11 protein-coding genes are annotated in these 17,938 nt (G+C 60.8%); 8 read left to right on the top strand and 3 right to left on the bottom strand.

Annotation, left to right across the window (positions count from 1 at the left end; all coding sequences use genetic code 11):
* Window positions 1-4 precede the first annotated feature (4 nt).
* The 3 genes from A37A_RS0107765 to A37A_RS0107775 form a co-directional block, all read right to left on the bottom strand.
* Window positions 5-2,047, bottom strand: a complete 2,043-nt coding sequence (locus A37A_RS0107765) for an alpha-amylase/4-alpha-glucanotransferase domain-containing protein (protein WP_026195719.1) — start codon at window positions 2,045-2,047, stop codon at window positions 5-7.
* Window positions 2,035-4,194 (bottom strand): glycoside hydrolase family 57 protein, encoded by a 2,160-nt coding sequence (locus A37A_RS0107770; protein WP_018290953.1) that lies wholly within the window; start codon window positions 4,192-4,194, stop codon window positions 2,035-2,037. The genes A37A_RS0107765 and A37A_RS0107770 overlap by 13 nt, the downstream gene beginning before the upstream one ends.
* Before the next feature lie 81 nt (window positions 4,195-4,275).
* Window positions 4,276-5,226 (bottom strand): DUF4931 domain-containing protein, encoded by a 951-nt coding sequence (locus tag A37A_RS0107775; RefSeq protein ID WP_343122723.1) that lies wholly within the window; start codon window positions 5,224-5,226, stop codon window positions 4,276-4,278.
* 267 nt (window positions 5,227-5,493) lie between these two features.
* On the opposite strand from A37A_RS0107775, the gene tgt reads away from it, so the two are divergent.
* From tgt to A37A_RS0107815, 8 genes are all read left to right on the top strand, one after another.
* Window positions 5,494-6,630, top strand: coding sequence for a tRNA guanosine(34) transglycosylase Tgt (gene tgt, locus A37A_RS0107780; RefSeq protein ID WP_018290955.1), 1,137 nt, complete (start codon window positions 5,494-5,496; stop codon window positions 6,628-6,630).
* 9 nt (window positions 6,631-6,639) lie between these two features.
* Window positions 6,640-6,999 (top strand): preprotein translocase subunit YajC, encoded by a 360-nt coding sequence (gene yajC, locus A37A_RS0107785; protein ID WP_020494166.1) that lies wholly within the window; start codon window positions 6,640-6,642, stop codon window positions 6,997-6,999.
* 31 nt (window positions 7,000-7,030) lie between these two features.
* Window positions 7,031-9,325 (top strand): protein translocase subunit SecDF, encoded by a 2,295-nt coding sequence (locus A37A_RS0107790; RefSeq protein WP_018290957.1) that lies wholly within the window; start codon window positions 7,031-7,033, stop codon window positions 9,323-9,325.
* Between the two features lie 210 nt (window positions 9,326-9,535).
* On the top strand, window positions 9,536-11,296 hold the full coding sequence (recJ, locus tag A37A_RS16430) for a single-stranded-DNA-specific exonuclease RecJ (protein ID WP_018290958.1): 1,761 nt from the start codon (window positions 9,536-9,538) through the stop codon (window positions 11,294-11,296).
* Between the two features lie 82 nt (window positions 11,297-11,378).
* Window positions 11,379-12,110 (top strand): menaquinone biosynthesis protein, encoded by a 732-nt coding sequence (locus tag A37A_RS0107800; protein WP_018290959.1) that lies wholly within the window; start codon window positions 11,379-11,381, stop codon window positions 12,108-12,110.
* Window positions 12,101-13,198: a cyclic dehypoxanthinyl futalosine synthase gene (mqnC, locus tag A37A_RS0107805; RefSeq protein ID WP_018290960.1), complete on the top strand. Its 1,098-nt coding sequence runs from the start codon at window positions 12,101-12,103 to the stop codon at window positions 13,196-13,198. Before A37A_RS0107800 ends, mqnC begins: the two co-directional genes overlap by 10 nt.
* Window positions 13,199-13,493: 295 nt before the next feature.
* Window positions 13,494-16,727: a carbamoyl-phosphate synthase large subunit gene (carB, locus tag A37A_RS0107810; RefSeq protein WP_018290961.1), complete on the top strand. Its 3,234-nt coding sequence runs from the start codon at window positions 13,494-13,496 to the stop codon at window positions 16,725-16,727.
* Window positions 16,728-16,746: 19 nt separating this feature from the next.
* Window positions 16,747-17,922, top strand: a complete 1,176-nt coding sequence (locus tag A37A_RS0107815; protein WP_018290962.1) for a metallophosphoesterase — start codon at window positions 16,747-16,749, stop codon at window positions 17,920-17,922.
* The last annotated feature ends 16 nt before the right edge of the window (window positions 17,923-17,938 follow it).

Below are 17,938 nucleotides of genomic sequence, written 5' to 3' on the forward strand. Positions count from 1 at the left end.
GAGTTCAACATTGGAGATGTTGAAACCGAGTGAAAATCGTAAATACTCGGCTTTCCTGCGAAGCAAGGTGAAGCGGCCAGACGACGCCGAGGGCGGATCCCTGGTAATTGAGTTCGAATTCGCCATTGGCATAGCCGATGGTGTGGACGGAGTGGTGCCAGAGGGTGCATGGCCCATCCGGTAGCGTCCAGTTCCATCGCAAAGAACGGGTTTCATCCACCAGAGCCCACGATTGGATCCCAGACTTTTCAAAAAGTAGGCCGCATGGTAGCTGCTCGTCCCCGAGGGAGATGAATCGGCCAGACCCCTCGGAGGTGAGAAAGGTGTAGTTGGCTTCACAGAGAAAGAGGAGTTCGAGTGGTAGCGCGCTCTCGTTGGTGATCGTGTAGCGAATCCGAAGCGTATCGGGTTCCTCAAGCTCGAAGAGCTTTTGGCAGCGGACGGGCCGTCGTTCCTGGTCGAGATAGATCCCTCCCTCCCGTTCGAGGAGCAACCGCCGAGCCGTCCCTTCCTCCGCGAGCGAAAGAATGCGATACGGCCGGTTCACGAAGTCCCCGCGCTCGATGTAGGATTCCTTCTCGAATTGGGCGAGGGACGTTTCACCCGCAACAAAGTGTTCTTGAAAAAGGTGACGACGATGCCAGTCCTCGATCGGCTCCACCGGAGGAACATCGGGATAGACGTGGGAATGCCGACGCAAGGTGTTTGACACGTTGTAATGAGACGGCAGAAAAGCCATCTCCACGAGCGATCCGCCGTAGTCTGGGTCAACGATCGCCCGGCAGATCTGGGAGCGCAGGATGACTTCCGGTTCGTGGTCCCCGTCGAGATCCCTCATCTCGGTTGCCGGGGGAGCAGAGGTGATCCGATCGATCTCCTCTTCGGCTTGGAGCAGTAAACGATAGACGGCATCCCGCAAGTAGTTGGCAAAAAGCCCGCCGCTGAGCGCGTGCCAATAAGGAGTGTGTTCCTGGGCTGCGAGCAGGCGATCCCGACAGGCCAGGGAGTCGGCATTCGGGATCTCCTGGAGTCGCCGGGAGAGCCAGAGCATCTTGCTGTGCATCCAGTTCGCCTCGGAATACTTTTCCAGGAACTCCTGCCAAGCCCCGCCATGGAGGAAGCGGAAAAAGCGATCGGCATCGAAGCGGTGGGAGAGATCTTCCCGTACGGCAAAGTAGGAACGGCTCGCAGTCGTGGGAAGCGCATATCCTTCCAGGTCTGTCCGCGCGCCGGAGGACAAGAAGACCCGGGGCCAGCGCCCGATCGTGGCTTCGAAGGGCAATTGCATGGCGAGCCGCTCCGACTGGCTTTCCAGGTAGACCAGCCACTCATCCAAGGCAGCTTCCTCATAAAACCGGTGGAAGGTGGAAGGCCAGAAGCCATAAGCCTCCGCACTCTGTGCCAGGATCAACGTCTGCGGTTCGGGACGGTGCCAGAGCTGAACGAGGGAAGCATGGACGTCTCGGAGCGGCCGGAAGGGGATCTCCGCCGAGAGACGGGAAGAGATCGGCAAGAGGGAGACGATAGACGACTGATGGCTGGTCAGAAACGGATGGCAGAGCTCGGCTCGTTCGAGGCCGGCTCGCTCCAGCAGATTGTCTTCCAGCAGGACATATTCGTAGCCTCCCCCCGCAAGGAGGGTCGGAAAATAGGGTTCCCAGACCGATTCGGGCAGCCAGGCACCCCGTGGCTTCACGCCAAAACGTTCCTGGATCCAGACAGCGGTCTTCCGGAGTTGCGCCAGGGCATCCTCACGGGGGATCATGCTCAAGATGGGCTCGTAGAAACCGCCGCCCAGCAGCTCTACCTGATTGCGGGAGACGATCTGGCGGATCTGCTCCAGGAGTTCGGGCTCCTCGCGTTCCAAATACAAGAGGAAGCTGCCCGAAAAATGGAGCCCCATGCGAATGCGCGGATGGCGTACCACGGCATCCAGGAAAGGGCGACAGACACGTTCCAGGAAGCGGCGGCAGGTTTCTGGAAAGTTGCCCAACGGCTGATGAAAGTGGACGACCCAAACCAGATTTACCGTATCTAGACGAACCATTGACGGGCTTCAAAGTCCTTGGATGGAAAACAGAAGTCAATCGTTCCCCGTTCCGGGTATCTTTCCAGAGCGAGCCTTTCGCGCAGCAGGCGAACGAAAAAGCTGACCGGATCCTTCTCTTGCCATCCGAGCGCTCCGACCGGCACCATGAGGACAAAGAAGTCTTCCCAGGCGGCTGCGCCCCGTTCGTCGGCGACGGAGAAGAGAACGGCATCATCGGAATGTTCGGTGCGGACCTTCCAGGAGCCGTTCGGGAGCACGGACGCAATCACGCGGCGGATGTGCGGGGAGAGGAATTCCACTTCGACCTCCTCCGGGGCGCCCGCCAGATCGAGCCGCAGATAGAAGTGTTCTTCGTCAAATCCGAAGTAGAGCTTCTGGCCCAATCGGTTTGCCTGGAACATGGCCGTCTGTTGGACAAGGGCGTCCAGAGTGCCGGCCCCCACCCAATCGAAGAAATTTTCCAATCTCCCTGTAAGTTGCGGATGGAGATAGAGGCGCGGAATCGTATAGGGCGTCGGAGCTGCGGGGGCACAGATCGGGAAGTCCAGATAGGGAGGAGGAGAAAACCCAAGTGCCAGGTAGACGTTGCGCAGATGCGTGCGAAAGATCTCGTCAAAGAGGAGGTCGGAGTCGGTCGAGAAGTCGGGTCCATACCACCAGAACCAGTCGCTTCCCTCCGCTGCATAGAGGGAGCGCATTGCCGCGGCAACCTTTTCCGCAGGAAGTATCCGGTCTTCCCCAATCCGGCGGAGGAACTGCCGGGTTCGCCCTAACCATTCCCAGGCACGGTTTTCCTCGGAGTCGCCGATCCAGATATCAAAATCGGCATTGATCCAGGAGCCGGTATGGAGCGCGCCCAGCTCCACTTTTGGTCGGTAGGCGTCGAAGTAGTCGCCGGGCCGCACGGTCCGAAGGCGGCTGTGGGTCGTGAGCCCTTGGTAGAGGGAAGAGAGAAAACGTTCTCCTCCGTCCGGGAAAGCCTCCCAGGCGTTTTCGCCATCCAGGGCGATCAAGATGGCCGCCTCTTCGGAAGTTGCCACCTGGCAGATATTCTCGAAGTGGTGGAGGAGAAAATTGGCCGCTTGATCCGGGGGATTCTGCGAGGCTTGGAAGCCGACGAAGTCCGAAAGAGGCCGTTCGCGGAACAGGGCGGAAACCGTGGCTCCGCCCCAACTCACCCTCCATCCTTGGAAGAGAACCATGTGATCGACTCCCCTGCCGCGCCAGTGCGGATCCAGCTCGAAGCTGCGGAAAAGAATTGCCTCATCCGTGAAGAAATAATCGAAACCCGCGTCGCGAAAGAAGGGAATGAGTTCGGGAGCAACAGACCCTTCCGAGGGCCAAAGCCCTCGGGCCGGAGCTCCGAAAACCTCCCGCATCATTTCCTGAGCGAGGGCAAGATGGCTCCGCACGTCTTCCGGAGCGGAGAATTGGGGGGGGAGATTGACGTGAGGCATCGATCGGCGGGCAAGGTTGGTATCCAGGAGCAGCGGCAGGATCGGATGGCAGTAGGGAGAGGTCGTCATCTCGATCTGGCCCCGTTCGATCGCCGCCCGGTAGCGGGAGAGCACCGTGCGGACGATCTCCCGGTGGAGATCGAGTAGTTGGCTCTTTTGGTCTTCGGTGAAGTCCCGCCCCTGTGCGCGCAGTTCCTGGAGCAAGGGGTAGGTCTGGTAAGCCGCAAAGCCACACCACGCCAAATTGTAAAGAGTCTGCAGATCGCGATAGTCCTGGGCGGAGAAGAGGTTGGTCACTTCTGCCAGGTTCTGAAAATCGACGATGCGCCCGCGTTGATTCAGGAGCTCCCAAAAGCGTGGCAGAGGGCGGATGAGCGTGTCGAAATTGGCGCGGAAGAAGTGCTCGAGGATCTTTTCTTTCTCCCCCTGAGTGAGGTTCTCGGACTGGATGCGGCTCCAGGCTTCGCAGTCGTCGATCACCTCGCCTGCCCCGATCTCGACGAGCTGCTCGACCAGAACGGGGGTGAAATTGAACGCGACCTTCAGCGTGGGGAATCGCTCGACCATCTCGATCATATCGAGATAGCTGTGCACCGCATGGAGGCGGACCCAAGGCGTGCGGGCCTTCCCGTTCTGGCGATCGACATAGTCCGGCTGATGCATATGCCAGAGGAGAACGACATTCATCGTGAGGCTCCTTTGGGCGCACCCGTGGGAAAGACTCGGGAAGGGAAACCTCTGCCTGGCGTGAAGTGCAAAAGCCCCATGCTACGTTTCCTCTCGAACCCGACGGAGGAAGCTCGCGGCCTCCTCCGGGAAGGTGGTGTTGATGTAGAACCCCGTGCCGTATTCAAACCCGGCAGCCTGCGCCAACCGGGGAAGGATTTCGATATGCCAGCGAAACTCCATTTCGGCAGGGATCGATTCTCGGACCCGCGTCTGGTGAAAGGGTGCGGTCTGAAGGATCAGGTTGTATGCGGGCTTCCGGAGGCCTTTCCGGATCCGGCGAAGGACGTGGCGGAGTGCCTCCGCAAGCAGGCCAAGGTGATAATCGTCCAGCGTATGGAAGTGGGCGGCGGGAAACTTCGGCATGATCCATGTTTCGAAAGCGAAGCGGCTGGCCCATGGACAAAAGGAAGCAAACGCCGAGTTTTCGTAGACCAGCCGATCGCCCGATCTCATCTCAGCCTGCAAGACATCGGCGAAGAGGCTTCGCTCCTTGAGCTCGAAGTGGGAGCGGGCGGTCTCCAACTGCTCTTCGACCGCGCGAGGGACGATCGGGAGTGCGATCAACTGGGAATGGGGGTGGCGCAGGGAAGCTCCCGCGAGCATGCCGACGTTCTTGAAAACGAAGATGTAGCGAAAGCGGATGTCTTGGACCAAGTCAACGATCCGAGCCCGATAGGCCCGAAGCACGTCGGCGATGGCCCCCACAGGTTGATCCTCGAGCTCCTGACCCGGATCCGGAGTCTCGACGATCACTTCGTGAGCGCCGATCCCATTGATCTGATCATAGATGCCAACCCCTTCCGGGAGAAGCTCCCCCTCGATGCGAAGCGCCGGAAAACGGTTGGGGACGACGCGAACGGTCCATCCTGGAGAGTTCGGCGCTCCTCCCTTCGGCCGGATGGCGAAGACTTCCTGGGGGGTGAGACTCTCGTTGCCCGCCATGAAAGGACAGATTGGGTTCGGCGGTTCGGGCAGAGGAGGATAGTCCATCGGCCGTTGCTTGCGCTCCGGCGCAAAGACAACCCATCGTTTTGGAAAAAGTGGTTCCCGGCGCAATTGCGGCATGTCGCGATGTCCGACGCTTCCTCTCCTTGCGGCTTGGCGCCTTGATGCGAGCCGAAAAAGGTTGCGAGACCTCTCTTCTATGAGAAAGAGTGATCCCGCTCAACCGAAATCGCCGGTAGAGCAGAGCAGATGATCACTTCGTTCTTTGCTGCCCACTGACGTCCGATCGAAAAGGATCGACTTGAGATCGAGATGAAGTTTCGCCTGATCGGCTCGTCGGCGAATCGAGCCCGGATCGGAGAGTTGATCACGGGCCACGGCTTGGTTCGCACCCCGGCGTTCATGCCTGTGGGCACGCGAGGGACGGTGAAAGGGGTCTTTCCGCGCGATCTTCTCGACCTGGGTGCTCAGGTAATTCTCTGCAACACCTACCATCTTCTGCTCCGTCCCGGAATCGATATCCTGCGCGATTTGGGCGGGCTGCATCGATTTCTCGGCTGGCCCGGGGCGATCCTCACGGATAGCGGAGGCTATCAAGTCTTCAGCCTCTCCTCTCTGCGGAGGGTCGACGATCACGGAGTGGTTTTTCGCTCCCATCTGGACGGGAGCCCTCTCTTTCTTTCTCCCGAACTGGCGGTCGAGTTCCAGCTCATCGCTGGCAGTGATCTGATCATGAGCCTGGACGAGTGCCCGCCCTGGCCCGCATCCCCAAGCGAGCTCGACCAGGCGGTCCGAAGAACGGTGCTCTGGGCTGCCAGGGGGAAGGAGACATGGGAGCGACTCCGGGATTCCCATGCCACGCTCCCCACGCCGGGAGCGGGGCTTTTCGGTATCGTCCAGGGAGGAGGAGATGCCAGGCTCCGGGCGCTCTGTGCGGAAGAACTGGGAGCGATCGGATTTGATGGATTTGCCATTGGGGGAGTCAGCGTGGGGGAGCCTCCCGAAGAGGGGTTGCGCGCGGTTGCGGAGACGGTGGTTCATCTCGACCCGGCGCGGCCTCGTTACGTCATGGGCGTGGGCGAACCTTGGCAGATGGTGGAGATGGTCAATCTCGGGGTCGATCTCTTCGACTGCGTCCTTCCGACCAGGCTGGCGCGACATGGAGTCGCTTACACGGGAACGGGGCGGCTTCCGCTCCGGAACTCGTCGTTTCGTCTCGATCCGGAGCCGCTCTCCTCGGAATGCGACTGCTACACCTGCCGGCATTTTTCCCGAGCCTATTTGCGCCATCTGCTAAAATCAGAGGAAATTCTTGGCGTTATGCTGCTCACGTTGCATAACCTGTGTTTCTATCTTTGCCTGATGAAGAACATACGAACGGCTCTGGAAACCGGGTGCTGGGAAGCATTCCTGACGGAGCAGAGAAAGCGTCTGAGAGAAAAAATCTAAGAGAGGAGCATGAGCATGGACAGGGAACTTTTGTGGATCGCGGCGGCGCAACCGGCTACTGCGGCGGGTCAGGGAGGTGGGCCGCCGGAGAGCATGCCGGCCTTTTCGTCTCTAGTCACATTGGCGTTGGTCTTTGGCGTTTTCTACTTTTTGCTGATCCGTCCGCAGCAGAAAGCCCGGAAGGAGCAGGAGCGACTCATCGCGGGCGTAAAAACAGGCGATCGCGTGGTCACCAGCGGCGGACTGCTAGGGACGGTGACCAACGTGAAGGATAAGACGGTGCTTGTCCGGGTCGCAGAGAATGTCAAGGTCGAGGTGCTCAAAACGAGTCTGACGTCGGTCACGAAGGCGGAAGCGGAAGCGAAGTAGGAAGCCGTTCGGAGCGGGAAGAGAAAACGCCATGCTGTTATGGTCATTCGTCACGGCACTCTTCTTCCTCATCGCCCTGATCTGGTATTTCACCGCAACAGAGGAGCGGGTGCGCCGGTGGGTTGGTCTCTTCTCCATCGCGATGCTCTTGGCCAACGCCGGACTCTCGCTCTTTCCGTTAGATAAGGCGATTCGGCTTGGCCTCGATCTAAAAGGTGGGACGGCCTTTCTCTTGGAGTTGGAAGGCCAACCTTCCCCGGGGGCGCTGCAGCAGGCCACGGCAGTGATCCGCAAGCGGGTGGACAAGTTCGGATTGTCCGAGCCGATCATCCAGCCAGTGGGTCGCAACCGGATCAGCGTTCAGATCCCGGGGCTGGCCGAAGCGGAAAAAAATGCAGCCCGCCAACAGCTTTCGAAAGTAGCCAAGCTTGAGTTCAAGCTCGTTCACCCGCAGAGCGGCCAACTCCTTGCGCAGGTTCAAGCGGGCCAGGGGCGCATCCCCGCCGACTACGAGGTCCTTTCCTTTGCGTCGGAAGAGGGGCGGTCGACCGGATCGCGCCAAGTCTTGGTGAAGCGTCGGGCGGAGATGGGGGGGAAGTATGTCCGTCGGGCTTTTCGTGGGTTCGATGAAGTCGGACGTCCCACCGTGGTAATCGAATTTAGCGACGAGGGATCGCGCCGCTTTGGGGCGCTGACCAGTGGGAACATCGGGAGGCAGCTTGCCATTGTGCTGGATGGAGAGGTGCGGAGTGCCCCCGTGATTCAGTCGGCGATCTTTCGAAGCGCGATCATTTCCGGCGGCAACATGAGCCCCAAGGAAGCGGAAGATCTGGCGAGCGTGCTAGAAAACCCGCTGGAAATGCCTGTCAAGCTGCTGGAGGAGCGTGGGATCGATCCTTCTCTAGGCCGCGATTCGATCTTGAGCGGGGCGCGGGCGGGATGGGTGGCGTTAACCCTCGTCGTGCTCTTCATGGTGGCCTATTATCGCGTGGCTGGGTTGGTGGCCATTTTCGCCTTGGGGGTGAATCTCTTTCTTCTCTTCGGCTTTTTGGCGCAATTCCATTTCACGTTGACCCTTCCCGGGCTTGCCGGCGTCATCCTGACGATCGGCATGGCTGTGGATGCCAACGTCCTGGTGTATGAGCGAATGCGAGACGAGATCCACGCAGGAAAGCCGATTCGTCAGGCGGTGACCGCCGGTTTCGAGCGGGCTTTCAGTGCCATCTTCGACTCGAACGTCACCGTCATCCTGGTCGCTGTCATCCTGATGTGGTTGGGTAGCGGGCCGCTGCAGGGTTTCGCGGTCACCCTCGTGTTGGGCATCGTGGCGAATCTTTTCGCCGCCCTTGTGGTGACACGGAATGCTTTCGAATGGCTCTTGGCGAGCGGCTGGTTGCAGCGGCTCTCCATGATGCGGATCTTGACGCGACCGAACTTCCGCTTCCTCGCTTGGCGCCGGGTAGCGTGTTGGCTGGCTCTTGTCCTGCTCGGCGCAGGGCTGACAACCTTCTTTTTGCGCAGCAACAGGCTCTTAGGAGTCGATTTCGTCGGAGGAGACTCGCTCACCGTCGGATACCAGCAGGCAGCCCCGGTCCAAGAGGTGCGGGCGGCGCTGGAAGCGGCGGGAATCCATCCGAGCATGATGCAGTATGCCCGAGAGTTCCGGCAGCTTTCGCTGGAGACCCGATACGGAGAGGGAGAGAGGGCGCTTAAGATCCTCCAGCAAAAGCTCCCGTCCGCCGGATTCACCAACGCCAGGCTCGACAGCGTCGGTCCCGTCGTGGGCGAAGAGCTCAAAGGACGGGCGATCCTGGCCCTTTCTCTGGGGCTCGCGGCGATCCTGCTCTACGTGACCCTGCGTTACGAATGGTCGTTTGCGGCCGCAGCCTCCCTCGGACAGCTTCACGATGTTTTTCTAGCCGTGGGGGGCATGGCGATCTTAGGTCAAGAATTCACGATGCCGCTGGTCGGCGCGTTCCTGACGATCCTCGGCTATTCGATCAACGAAAAGATCGTGATTTCGGACCGTGTGCGGGAGGCGATTCGGTTGCGGCTCGCTGGGACCTTTCCGGATCATGTCAATGCCGGGGTGAATCTCACTCTGGCTCGTACGCTGATCACTGGAGGTACCGTTCTCCTGGCCACCGTTTCCATGCTGGTGCTCGGAGGTCCGGTCATCTCCCCCTTTGCTCTGGCGATTCTCATCGGCGTGGTCGGTGGCATGTTTTCCTCCCACTTTCTGACCCCCGCACTGATGTACTGGTTTCACGAGCTTCGAGAAAAGCGCAGCCGAGCGACGCAGCGCCCGGCTCCCCAGAGTGCATAGCCTGCATGGCTTACAAAGTTCGCACCCGAGGCGCGGCGAATGGACCTGGATGCAAGGCGGGGCGCAGGTTTTCCCCCGGAACTGTAGGATGACATCCTGCGAGGAGGGCCAAAAACCCAAGTCCCAACGAAGCCGCCCGGTTCACTTCGCAAGCCGCAGGAGAACGCTTATGAGAGATGCAGGATAGGCTCAGGCGGAAAAGGAAAAGTCATGGACGAAGCCGAGACGGGCTACGAACCGGAGCGAGGAGTCGGGACGATTTGGGAGATTGCCTCATCGGGAGAAGAAGCGGAAGCTCTCGGACGAGAACTCGGCATCTCTCCCTTGCTCGGCGGACTCCTGGCGGAGAGAGGATATGGCGACCCGGAGGAGGCTTCGCGCTTCCTCCATCCTAAGCTATCCGCCCTAGAGGACCCCTTTCAGTTGAGCGGTTTGCGGACAGCGGCCGGACGGTTGCGGCAGGCCATCGCTGAAGGGCAGCGGACGCTGGTTTACGGCGATTACGACGTCGACGGAGTGAGCTCCACGGCTCTTTTGGTCCGTGCTTTCCGCCTGCTGGGAGCCCCGGCGTCGGCTTTCATTCCCGAGCGGGCATCGGAGGGCTACGGTCTGACCCGGAAGGGCCTGGAACGGGCGCTTCGCCTTTTTCGCGAGGAGATCGGGGACCATGACCTAGGGAGGAAGGGGATGCCTGATCTGGTGGTTGCCGTCGACTGCGGCACGACCTCGATCGAGGAGTTGTCTTGGCTTGCAAAGGAGGGCGTGGACGCCGTTGTCGTCGACCACCATCGACCCGGCGGCAGTTGGCCACGGGCTTGCGCGATCCTCAACCCTCACCAGGATGGCAGGGGGAGCCATTTGGCGAGCGTAGGTCTTGTCTTCAAGCTCCTCCACGGGCTCCTCAAGCTGGAGCCGGCCTACCGCGAGCGGTTGCGGCTGCGGGAAGAGCTGGACCTAGTTGCCCTGGGTACCATTGCCGACGTTGTGCCTCTGACCGGGGACAATCGGATTTTTGTCGCGCGGGGCCTGGAGCAGCTTGGCCAACAGCGCTTGCCTGGTTTGCGGGCGCTGGCGAGGGTTTCGAACGTGGGCGAGAAGGCGACCGTGGAGGATGTCGCCTTTCGCCTTGCCCCTCACCTCAATGCGAGCGGAAGGCTCGACGACGCGATGGAATCCGTGCGCCTCCTGCTTGCTGACTCAGCCGCCGAAGCGGAGCGGGGAGCGCTTTCGTTGCATCGGAAGAACCTGCGGCGACGGCTCGTCGAGCGAGAGATGCTCGAGGAGGCTCTCGGGATGTTACGGAAAGAGCCGTTGGCTTTGACCAGCGGATCGATCGTGGTCGGGAAGAGGGGGTGGCATGCGGGAGTCGCGGGAGTCGTGGCCTCGCGTCTCTTGAGCCGGTTTCACCGGCTGGTCGCCGTCGTTGCCTTTGATGAATCGGGGGAGGGGAAGGGAAGCGCTCGCGGCATTCCCGGGATGTCGATCGTGGAGGGGTTGCGGGAGAGCGCCGCCCATCTGGAGAAATTCGGTGGACACGATCTGGCGGCTGGTTTTTCCCTCCGGGAGGAAAACCTGCCAGCGTTTCGTCTGAACTTGGCCCAATGGGCGAGCCGCGCGGGTTCGCCGGAGATCTTTCGCAAGCGTCTCAGAATCGCCAGGGAACTTCCCCTCTCTGCGGCGGGCTTCCCGCTCTACGAGGAGCTAGAGCAACTGGCGCCCTTCGGGGCAGGAAATGCCCGCCCGCTCTTTGCCTTTCCCACCCTTTCCCTAGAGGGGGTGCCGGTTCAAGCTCGAGGATGCACGCGGCTCTCCCTTCGTTCCGGCGATTCCCGGTGCGAGGCATTCGGTTTCGACCTTCCGATGAGGGGGGCGATCGCGGGCCGATTTCAGGTCGCGGGCCACCTGGACTGGGATTCGCTAGGCAAGCGCGTGCGGGTGCGGATTGTGGATTGGAGGATGGAACCAGTCTGAAACGGGGAGATTCCGGCTTGCGTGGGGGAAGGATTGAACGAGAGGCGGTCGATCGGCTAGAAAGGCTATGGGACCAACGCATATGAGTACTTTTCGCATCGGCTGTGCCCCATATCTCAATGCAAAGCCCCTGATCTACGGGCTGGAGGAGCAGACTTTGTTCTTCCCGCCGGTAGAATTGCCCGACCGGCTTCGCTCGGGAAAGCTCGATGCGGCTCTTGCGCCGTTGGGCGCCTCCTTGTCCGAAGAGTTTGCCCTAGTTGACGGCGCTGGCATCGTGGCGGATGGGCCGGTGAAAAGCGTGATTCTTGCCCATGACGCTCCGCTTTCTGAAGTTCGGAGCATTGCCATCGACCCCGATACGCGATCTTCCTTCCTGTTGCTCCGGGTGCTCTTGGAGAATTTTCTTGGCTTTCGTCCGAACTACGTTGCCTTTTCCGAGCGGGCTGCGGCGCGGCTTTTGATCGGAGATCGGGCGCTCGCGTACCGCAAGGAGAATCCAGCAGCAACGCTCATGGATCTGGGTGAGTCGTGGCTGGAGCGGACGGGGCTCCCATTTGTCTTTGCCGTTTGGGCTGTTCGACGGGAGGAAGCAAGGGGTAAGGAAGTAGCAGCCCTCTTGCGGGAGGCGAAGAGGCGCGGTCTTGCGGCACGATCCTCGATTGCCAACGACCAGAGCGAATGGGAATACTTGACGCGATTCATCCGATATGAGGTGGGAGAACGAGAGAAGGAGGGGGTGGCGCGCTTTTGCGAAGAGCTGCGGATCCTAGGGAGGACTGCACCCTCCGGGAAGGAGTTGTTGTGGATTTGATCAACGGAAACGGCAGGAATAGACTTGGGATCAAAGTGATGGCCGGTGAGAGGATCTCGCCCGAAGAGGCGTGCGATCTCTACTCCCTTCCCCTCCCGGAGCTGGGGATCCTGGCGGATGTCCGGCGGAGGCAGAAAAAGAGGGAGGCATACGAAGGGGCCGGCGAAAGGATCGTCACCTACATCGTCGATCGGAATATCAACTACACCAACGTCTGCAACGTCGGTTGCAAGTTCTGCGCCTTCTACCGGCGAAAGAGGGATCCGGACCACTACGTCCTCAGCCCGGAGAAGATCAGCGAAAAGGTCGCGGAACTCGAGGCGATTGGCGGAACCCAGATCCTTCTGCAAGGCGGGCACCATCCGGACCTGGGAATCGACTACTACCTGGAGCTGATCCACTACCTGAAAGAGAAGCATCCGAAGATCAATATTCATGGGTTTTCTCCGCCGGAGTTCATTCATTTCTCCCAAACCTTCCAAATGCCGCTCGAAGAAGTGCTGCGCCGGTTTCGAGACGCCGGCTTGGGCTCAGTGCCTGGAGGAGGCGCCGAAATCCTGGTCGACGAGGTCCGCAAGCGCATCGCCGCGCGGAAGTGTACGGCCGACCAGTGGCTCGAAGTGATGCGGACGGCGCACCGGTTAGGGTTGCGATCGAGCGCCACCATGATGTTCGGGCATGTCGAAAGTCTTGCGGATCGGATCGAGCATCTCCGTCGCCTCCGCGAGCTACAGGATGAGACCCGCGGCTTTACTGCTTTCATCTGCTGGACATTTCAGCCCGAGAATACGGCACTTTCTGGTCGAAAGCTCGGGCCATCCGAATACTTACGCATGCAGGCCCTTTCGCGGATCTTCCTCGACAACGTGGACAACATCCAGGCTTCGTGGGTCACTCAGGGACCGGAAATCGGGCAGGTGGCGTTACGCTTCGGAGCAAATGATTTCGGAAGCGTAATGATGGAAGAGAATGTCGTCTCGGCGGCAGGCACGACCTTTCGGATGACGGAGAAGGAGATCGAGAGCTTCATCGGTGAGGCAGGATTCGAACCGAGACGTCGGAACAACTGGTACGAGCTTTTGTCATGACCGCATCCGTTGTCTACCCTGGGTACCTCATCCCGAGCGGTGGTTCGCTGGAGGCGCGGGGGCTGCCCTGCTTGCCCAGGCTGCGCACGAGCGGGACTGCCATCATCGTAGAGATTGGAAGAGAACTTGCCCTTAGCCGCCATTTCTCACAAAGTTCGTAGTCGAGACGCCGCGCCGGTTTTCCACCGGAGTTGTAGGACGACATACTGCAAGGATGGAAAACCAAGCCCAACGAAGCAGACGAGCCCATTTTGCAAGCCTCAGGAGAAAGCTTGTGCGAAATGGCGGTTAGACTATGCCCAGGCGGGATGACCTCCATTCGATCCTGCTGATCGGCAGCGGGCCGATTGTGATCGGGCAGGCCTGCGAGTTTGATTACTCTGGAGTGCAGGCCTGCAAAGCGCTCAAGGAGGAGGGTTATCGAGTCATTCTCCTGAACAGCAATCCAGCGACGATCATGACCGATCCGGAGTTCTCGGATCGGACGTATTTAGAACCGATCTCGGTCGAGGTCCTGGCGAAGATCATCGAGAGGGAGAGGCCCGACGCGCTTCTGCCCACCCTGGGAGGGCAGACCGCGCTCAATGTGGCCACGGCCGCGGCCGACGCGGGGCTTTTAGAGCGCCACGGCGTTCGGATGATTGGTGCCCAGCCCGAGGCCATCAAGAAGGCCGAGGACCGACAGCTCTTCAAAGAGGCGATGCTGCGAATCGGGCTGAGCGTTCCCAATTCGGGGACGGCGCGGAGCGTTGAGGGGGCCCGGAGCATTGCCGAGGCGATCGGACGGTTTCCGTTGATCATCCGGCCTGCGTTCACCCTTGGCGGCATGGGAGGAGGGATTGCCTACAACCGCGAGGAGTTCGAGCGGATCGTGGCCGGAGGCTTGGCGACCTCCCCCATCGGGGAGGTTCTGATCGAAGAGTGCCTGCTCGGCTGGAAGGAGTTCGAAATCGAGGTCATGCGCGACCGGGCGGACAACTGTGTCGTGATCTGCTCGATCGAGAATTTCGATCCGATGGGGGTGCATACCGGAGATAGCATCACGGTCGCGCCGATCCAGACGCTTTCCGATCGGGAGGTTCAGAGGATGCGCGACGCGGCGTTCGCCGTAATCCGGGAGATCGGTGTCGACACCGGTGGGTCGAACATTCAATTCGCGGTCGATCCGAAGACCGGGCGGCAGCTCGTCATCGAAATGAATCCCCGGGTCTCCCGCTCTTCGGCGCTTGCCTCGAAGGCGACGGGCTATCCGATCGCCAAGATCGCCGCAAAGCTGGCGATCGGCTACACCCTGGATGAGCTGCGCAATGACATTACCCGGGAGACTCCGGCGAGTTTCGAGCCGACGATCGACTACGTCGTGACGAAGTTGCCGCGCTTTACCTTTGAAAAGTTTTCGGCTTCCGATCCGACGCTGACCTCCTCGATGAAGAGCGTCGGAGAGGCAATGGCGATGGGAAGGACCTTCCAGGAGTCGCTCCAAAAGGGCCTTCGCTCGCTCGAGGTAGGTGCCTGGGGCTTGGGAGCGGGAGGTGCGGAGTCTGATTCCGACCCATCGATGGAGAAGATTCGTCACTACCTCGTCACTCCTCGGGCAGAACGGATCTTCTACATCCGCCACGCCTTCCGAGCGGGGATGGATCTTGAGGAAATTGCCGAGCTCTCGGGGATCGACCCCTGGTTTCTCGATCAGATTCGAGAGCTGACCGAAGAGGAGGGGAGGCTCTCGCAGGCACCGAAAGACCCCAGAGCACTCGCACGGGCCAAACGGAAAGGATTTTCCGACCGGCAGATGGCACACCTCTGGCGGCTCTCGGAAGAAGAGGTCCGCTCCCTGCGGAGCGAGCAGAATCTTCGTCCCTCCTACCGGCTCGTGGACACCTGCGCCGGGGAATTCACGGCCTATACCCCTTACTACTATTCCAGCTACGAGGACGGATGCCGAGAGCTGCCGCCGCTTGGGGAAAAGAAGCGGATTCTGGTCCTCGGCGGCGGTCCGAATCGAATCGGGCAAGGAATCGAGTTCGACTACTGCTGCGTCCATGCGGCGATCGCTCTTCGGGAGATGGGAATGGAGGCGATCATGGTCAACTCCAATCCGGAGACCGTTTCCACCGACTACGACTGCAGCGATCTGCTCTTCTTCGAGCCGCTCACGCTGGAGGACGTGCTCAATGCGTACGAGGCGACCCAAGCCTCGGGCGCCATCGTCCAATTCGGCGGACAGACGCCGCTCAACCTCGCCGCAGCGTTGGAGCGTTCGGGGGTGAGCATCCTGGGGACCACCGTGCGCTCGATCGAGCGGGCGGAGGATCGGCAGCTCTTTACCGAGCTCGTGGCCAAGCTCGGTTTGCGCCAGCCGCTCAGCGTGACCGGGCGGAGCGAGGAAGAGGCAGCGGTCGGGGCAGCGAAGATCGGATATCCGATCCTCGTCCGACCCTCCTTTGTCCTCGGAGGCAGGGCGATGCAGATCGTCTACACCGAAGAAGATTTGCGACGTTACGTTCGGGAGGCGCTGCTCGTCTCTCCGGAGAGGCCAATCCTGATCGATCGGTTTCTGGAAGAGGCGACGGAAGTAGACGTCGACTGTCTCTGCGATGGCCGGACCGTTGTCGTCGGCGCGATCATGGAGCATATCGAGCAGGCCGGGGTCCATTCCGGCGACAGCGCCTGCGTGATCCCCGCTCCCACCCTCTCGTCCGCCATTCAGGAAGAGATCCGAGAAGCGGTTCGAGCCTTAGCACTGGAGCTCGAGGTCAAAGGGCTGATGAACGTGCAATTTGCGGTCAAGGGCGACGGCCTCTACGTCCTGGAGGTCAACCCCCGGGCCTCCCGTACCGTTCCCTTCGTCAGCAAAGCCATCGGCGTCCCGCTGGCCAAGATCGCAGCGAAGGTGATGGCCGGGCAAACGCTGGCCGAGCTTGGGTTTACGCGGGAAGTAATCCCGAGCTACTATTGCGTCAAGGAGGCGGTCTTCCCTTTCCGTCGGTTCCCCGGTGTAGACATCCTCCTGGGCCCCGAGATGAAGTCGACGGGCGAGGTGATGGGGATCGACGAGGATCTGGGTCTCGCCTACGCCAAGACCCAGACGGCCGCCTCGCCGAGCCTCCCGCTCCGGGGCAACGTCTTCCTGAGCGTTCGAGATCAGGATAAGCAAGAGGGCGCCCGGATCGCCCGCGCCCTTCAGGAACTTGGATTTACCCTCTACAGCACGGCGGGAACCGGACGAGCTCTTGCCGAGTCGGGCGTCCCTTGTCATCGCCTGCACAAGCTCTCCGAAGGGCGCCCAAACATCCTCGACATGCTCAAGAACGAGGAGATCGCGCTCGTGATCAACTGCCCCGGAGGACGAACCGCGCGGCAGGATGAGATCCAGATTCGAACAAGGGCGCTCTATGCCGGAGTCCCCGTCATGACTACGATGGCCGCCGCCTGGGCGACGGTGAAAGCAATCCGTTCCCTGCAGCATAAGGAATTCCGGGTCAAGGCGCTGCAAGAGCATCACGCGACTTTGGCATCAATCGAATAGGAGCCGATCGGAGAGCGCAGTGGCAAGACGGATCCCGGGGATATCCCTCTCGGCTCTCCTGATAGGCGGCTACCTGGTCCTCGGACTCTACGTGGTCCTTCGCGGGTGGGCCATCGTTCCGCCCTCAACCTTCTGGAGGAGCGGTTACCTCTGTCTCGCGGCCGCCTGTGTTTTCGGCTATCCCGTGGCCCGGCGCTGGCAGGAGCGAAGCCCTTCCCCGGTCACGGATTGGGCCGTGCTCCTCTCCTCGCTCTGGATCCCTTCGGTGCTTTATCTCTTTCTCGGAATCTCCGCTTGGGATCTGCTGCGGCTGCTACCCGGAGTCTCGAGGCTCGAGGCGAGCCTCCTCCCTTCGTGGGCTCCCGGTGCCGGCCTAGTGATCCTGGTTGCGGTTCTGCTTCTCAAAGGCGCCTGGAACGCACGCCGGATCCTGGTCCAGGAGCTCGATCTTTCTCTCGGCTCGTCCCTGGCTCCGCCTTCGGCTCTCCCCTGTCTGACAATCGCCGTCGCTTCCGATCTCCATATCACCGGAATCTTTGGGGCGAAGCGGCTTGCCCGCATCGCGGAGGCGATCCGGTCGACCTCGCCAGACCTCGTCCTGCTGCCGGGAGACCTGGTCGATGCTTCCGCGCAGGTGCTAGAGAAGGCTGGCGTGGGAGCGCTCTTCGGTTCTCTTTCCGCTCCCTTGGGTGTCTTTGCTTGCCTCGGAAATCACGAATACTATAGCGGCGCGGACGGGGTGGATGCCTTTCTGACAAAAAATGGGGTGAGCGTCCTGCGCGACCAGTGCGTGGAGGTCGGGGGCCTCCTCCGAATCGCCGGTAGGGACGATCGGGCCAAAACGGTGCTGGGCGACGGGCGTCCCCGCCAGCCCCTTCGTCAGATCCTGGAAAAGAGTGATCCGCGGCTGCCCCTCTTGGTGCTCGACCATCGCCCGTCCGCGCTCGACGAAGCGGCCGATTGCGGTGCCGCTCTCCTCGTCTCTGGCCACACCCACGACGGCCAGTTTTGGCCCATCAACCATGTCGTTTCCCGGCTCTACCCGCTTGCCTGCGGCTATGCGCACCGGGGGAAAACCCACATCGTTGTCACTCGCGGCGCCGGCACCTGGGGGCCTCCCATCCGCATCGGACAGTGCTCGGAAATCTTCCGAATCACTCTTCACCTCGCTTCCGGAGAGAGTAGTCAAGTTTGAACCAGATGCTGGCTCG

Source organism: Verrucomicrobium sp. 3C (assembly GCF_000379365.1).
Classification (GTDB): domain Bacteria; phylum Verrucomicrobiota; class Verrucomicrobiia; order Methylacidiphilales; family Methylacidiphilaceae; genus Methylacidimicrobium.

Excerpts from the sequence above, each read along its gene's own strand:
- A37A_RS0107765 (WP_026195719.1), bottom strand. The coding sequence starts at position 2,047 with ATGGTTCGTCTAGATACGGTAAATCTGGTTTGGGTCGTCCACTTTCAT.
- A37A_RS0107770 (WP_018290953.1), bottom strand. The coding sequence starts at position 4,194 with ATGAATGTCGTTCTCCTCTGGCATATGCATCAGCCGGACTATGTCGAT.
- A37A_RS0107775 (WP_343122723.1), bottom strand. The coding sequence starts at position 5,226 with ATGGACTATCCTCCTCTGCCCGAACCGCCGAACCCAATCTGTCCTTTC.
- tgt (WP_018290955.1), top strand. The coding sequence starts at position 5,494 with ATGAAGTTTCGCCTGATCGGCTCGTCGGCGAATCGAGCCCGGATCGGA.
- yajC (WP_020494166.1), top strand. The coding sequence starts at position 6,640 with ATGAGCATGGACAGGGAACTTTTGTGGATCGCGGCGGCGCAACCGGCT.
- A37A_RS0107790 (WP_018290957.1), top strand. The coding sequence starts at position 7,031 with ATGCTGTTATGGTCATTCGTCACGGCACTCTTCTTCCTCATCGCCCTG.
- recJ (WP_018290958.1), top strand. The coding sequence starts at position 9,536 with ATGGACGAAGCCGAGACGGGCTACGAACCGGAGCGAGGAGTCGGGACG.
- A37A_RS0107800 (WP_018290959.1), top strand. The coding sequence starts at position 11,379 with ATGAGTACTTTTCGCATCGGCTGTGCCCCATATCTCAATGCAAAGCCC.
- carB (WP_018290961.1), top strand. The coding sequence starts at position 13,494 with ATGCCCAGGCGGGATGACCTCCATTCGATCCTGCTGATCGGCAGCGGG.